The 3,868-nt window shown below is 71.0% G+C and carries 4 protein-coding genes and 1 pseudogene; all 5 read left to right on the top strand.

The features are described 5' to 3' along the window. Positions 1-1,524, top strand: a 1,524-nt coding sequence (gene infB, locus ABZ885_RS37305; protein ID WP_360199043.1) for a translation initiation factor IF-2, incomplete at its 5' end; no start/stop codon positions are given. A 175-nt stretch (positions 1,525-1,699) separates the two neighbouring features. Further along, entirely contained in the window at positions 1,700-1,996 is a 297-nt protein-coding gene (locus tag ABZ885_RS37300) for a DUF503 domain-containing protein (protein WP_030289887.1), read from the top strand. 153 nt (positions 1,997-2,149) lie between these two features. After that, the gene (gene rbfA, locus ABZ885_RS37295; RefSeq protein ID WP_238741323.1) at positions 2,150-2,593 is read left to right on the top strand and encodes a 30S ribosome-binding factor RbfA; all 444 of its coding nucleotides are present in this window, start codon (positions 2,150-2,152) and stop codon (positions 2,591-2,593) included. 2 nt (positions 2,594-2,595) lie between these two features. Then, positions 2,596-3,699, top strand: a complete 1,104-nt coding sequence (locus tag ABZ885_RS37290) for a bifunctional oligoribonuclease/PAP phosphatase NrnA (RefSeq protein WP_360199041.1) — start codon at positions 2,596-2,598, stop codon at positions 3,697-3,699. Between the two features lie 37 nt (positions 3,700-3,736). Further along, positions 3,737-3,868, top strand: a pseudogene (locus tag ABZ885_RS37285) (tRNA pseudouridine(55) synthase TruB); the annotation flags it as partial.

Raw genomic sequence — 3,868 nt, 5'->3', positions numbered from 1 at the left:
CGCCCGCCGGTCGTCACCGTCATGGGTCACGTCGACCACGGTAAGACCCGCCTGCTGGACGCGATCCGCAAGTCCAACGTGGTCGCGGGCGAGGCCGGTGGCATCACCCAGCACATCGGTGCCTACCAGGTCGTCACCGAGGTGAACGGCGAGCAGCGCCCGATCACCTTCCTCGACACCCCGGGTCACGAGGCGTTCTCCGCCATGCGTGCCCGTGGTGCCAAGTCCACCGACATCGCGATCCTGGTGGTCGCGGCCAACGACGGTGTCATGCCGCAGACGGTCGAGGCGCTGAACCACGCCAAGGCCGCGGGTGTGCCGATCGTGGTCGCCGTCAACAAGATCGACGTCGAGGGCGCCGACCCGACCAAGGTCCGCGGTCAGCTGACCGAGTTCGGCCTGGTGGCCGAGGAGTACGGCGGCGACACCATGTTCGTCGACATCTCCGCGCGCCAGGGTCTGCACATCGACCAGCTGCTGGAGGCCGTGGTCCTCACCGCGGACGCCTCGCTCGACCTTCGGGCCAACCCCGACCAGGACGCGCAGGGTATTGCGATCGAGGCCCACCTCGACAAGGGCCGCGGCGCCATGGCGACCGTGCTCGTCCAGCGCGGTACGCTCCGCGTCGGCGACTCGATCGTCGTGGGCGACGCCTACGGCCGCGTCCGCGCGATGCTGGACGAGAACGGCAACAGCCTCACCGAGGCCGGCCCGTCCCGCCCGGTGCTGCTGCTCGGTCTGACCTCGGTGCCCCGCGCCGGCGACAGCTTCATCGTCGTCGACGAGGACCGCACCGCCCGCCAGATCGCCGAGAAGCGCTCGGCCCGCGACCGCAACGCCGCCTTCGCGCAGCGTCGGGTCCGGGTGTCCCTGGAGGACCTGGACAAGGCCATCGCCGCCGGCTCCATCGAGCAGCTCAACCTCATCATCAAGGGTGACGTCTCCGGTTCGGTGGAAGCCCTCGAGGACGCCCTCGTCAAGCTGGACGTGGGCGAGGAGGTCGAGCTCCGGGTCCTGCACCGCGGTGTGGGTGCCATCACCGAGTCCGACGTGGACCTGGCGATGGGCTCGGACGCCATCATCATCGGCTTCAACGTGCGTGCCGAAGGCCGTGCGCGTACCGCGGCCGACAAGGAAGGCGTGGACGTCCGGTACTACTCGGTCATCTACCAGGCGATCGAGGAGATCGAGAACGCCCTCAAGGGCATGCTCAAGCCGGAGTACGAGGAGGTGCGCCTCGGCGCCGCGGAGATCCGCGAGGTCTTCCGCTCCTCCAAGTTCGGCAACATCGCCGGTGTCCTGGTCCGCGACGGCATCATCCGCCGCAACGCCAAGGCCCGCCTGCTGCGCGACGGCAAGGTCGTGGCGGAGAGCCTCACCATCGAGGGTCTGCGCCGCTTCAAGGACGACGCGACCGAGGTCCGCGAGGGCTTCGAGGCCGGTGTGACCCTGGGGTCGTTCAACGACATCAAGGTCGACGACGTCATCGAGACCTACGAGATGCGCGAGAAGCCGCGCGCGTAAGCGGGTGGTGTCCGGGGCCGGTCGACGGGTGGAATTCCCGTCGACCGGCCCCGGTCTCGCTGTGTAGGGTCCTGGGGTAGTCAGATGGAGCAGCACCGGCCCCCTCCGGGGCCGGCACACCAGCCCGGTTCAGGGCTGTCCCCGAGGCCTTCCAGGTCGGCGAGACCTGTCATACATGTTCGTGGGAACACTCACCTTCGACCTGCTGCTGGGCGACGTCCACTCGCTCAAGGAGAAGCGTTCGATCGTGCGGCCCATCGTGGCCGAACTGCAGCGCAAGTACAGCGTGTGCGCTGCCGAGACCGGGAACCAGGACCTGCACCGCAGGGCCGAGATCGGCCTGGCGGTGGTCTCCGGCGAAGCCGGGTACGTCACCGAGGTCCTGGACAGCTGTGAGCGGTTGGTCGCCGGCCGCCCCGAGGTTCAGCTGCTCTCCGCCAGGAGGCGCTACCACAACGACGACGATGAATGAGGTCTGCGGAACGGACCGGCGGGAGTCGCCGTTCTCACACAGATCAGGACCGAGAGCGCCCACAAGGCTGGGCGCGGGCCGGTACTTTGGGGCTTGGGCCCCGACGGGCAGGCAGCACGCCCGGGTACCCGGCCCACTGCACGAGGAGGCAACGTGACCGACACCGCAAGGGCGCGCAAGCTCGCCGACCGCATCCAGGTGGTCGTCGCCCAGACCCTGGAGCGGCGGATCAAGGACCCGCGGCTGGGGTTCGTGACCATCACCGACACCCGGGTCACCGGCGACCTGCGCGAGGCCACCGTCTTCTACACCGTCTTCGGTGACGAGACCGAGCGCGAGGCCACGGCCGCCGCGCTGGAGAGCGCCAAGGGCGTGCTCCGCTCCGAGGTCGGCAAGCAGACCGGGGTGCGCTTCACCCCGTCGCTGACCTTCGTCGCGGACGCGCTGCCGGAGAACGCCCGGAACATCGACGACCTGCTCGACCGGGCCCGGGCCATCGACGCCGCGGTGCGCACCACCGCGGCGGGCGCGACCTACGCCGGCGACGCCGACCCCTACAAGGTCCCGGCGTCCGAGCGTGACGACGAGGACGAGTAGTCATGGCGGGTGAGCCGGCGGCCGCCGGTTCGGCAGCCGGAGCAACCACGGGGGCGTCCTCCACCAGCGCGGTGGAGGGTGCCCTCGCGGTGCTTCCGGCGCCGCGCGCCGAGGAGAGCGGGTTCGAGCTGGTCTGGCAGCAGGTGGTCGCGGAGATCGGGCGGGCCCGCTCGATCGACGTGATCTGCCACATCTGCCCCGACGGTGACGCGCTCGGCTCGGCCCTGGCGGCCGGGCTGGCGCTGCGCGGCCTCGGCCACGAGGTCCGGGTCTCCTTCGGCGACGACCCGCAGATCGTGCCCGAGTCGCTGGCCTTCCTTCCCGGCCAGGAGCTGATCGTGCCTGCCGCCGAGGTGCCCGACGCGCCGGAGCTGGTGCTCTGCTTCGACGTGGCCGCGGAGAGCCGGCTCGGCCTGCTGCACGACAAGGCCTTCGCCGCGCCCGTGCTGGTGGTCGTCGACCACCACGCCTCCAACCCGGGCTTCGGCACCCACCAGCTGATCGCCCCGGCCGCCCCGGCCACCGCCGTGCTGGTGGACGAGCTGCTGCGCCGGCTCGGCGTCCCGCTCGACCAGGAGCTGGCCACCTGCCTCTACACCGGGGTCGCCACCGACACCGGCTCGTTCAAGTACCGGGCCACCACGCCCGCCACCCATGAGTTCGCCGGGCGGCTGCTGGCCACCGGCATCCGGCACGACCTGATCTCCCGGCAGCTGTGGGACACCTCCTCCTTCGGCTACCTCAAGGTGCTCGCGGCCGCGCTCGACCGGGCCGTCTACGAGCCCGGCGCGGCCGGCGGCCTGGGCCTGGTGTGGACCTGGGTGCCGTACCAGGACCTCGCGCTGTTCAGCGTCACCGTCGAGGAGATCGAGGGCCTGATCGACATCGTGCGCCGGCCGGCCGAGGCCGAGGTCGCGCTGGTGCTCAAACAGGACCCGGACGGCACCCTGCGCGGCTCCTCGCGCTCCAAGGGCGCGGTGGACGTCGCGGCCGCCTGCGCCGAGCTCGGCGGCGGCGGGCACACGTACGCGGCCGGGTTCTCCGCCCGCGAGGACGTGGCGGCCGTGGTCGAGCGGTTCCGCAGCGCGCTGCGGCCGATCGGCTGACCGTCCGCCCGTCGACCACTTCCACAGAAAAGAACAGATGAAGCGCAAAGGAACCGGTCCGGACGGCCTGGTCATCGTCGACAAGCCGGAGGGCATCACCTCGCACGGGGTGGTCGCCAAGCTCCGGTGGCTGGCCGGGACGCGGAAGGTCGGCCACGCCGGCACGCTC

The sequence above is a fragment of the Kitasatospora sp. NPDC047058 genome, from assembly GCF_040643935.1.
Lineage (GTDB): Bacteria > Actinomycetota > Actinomycetes > Streptomycetales > Streptomycetaceae > Kitasatospora.
The sequence above is the reverse complement of the archived record's forward strand: the minus strand, read 5'-3'. Positions and strand labels throughout refer to the sequence as shown.

What these genes read in the sequence shown, in the direction of transcription:
- ABZ885_RS37300 (WP_030289887.1), top strand. Translation starts at nt 1,700, where the DNA reads ATGTTCGTGGGAACACTCACCTTCGACCTGCTGCTGGGCGACGTCCAC.
- ABZ885_RS37290 (WP_360199041.1), top strand. Translation starts at nt 2,596, where the DNA reads ATGGCGGGTGAGCCGGCGGCCGCCGGTTCGGCAGCCGGAGCAACCACG.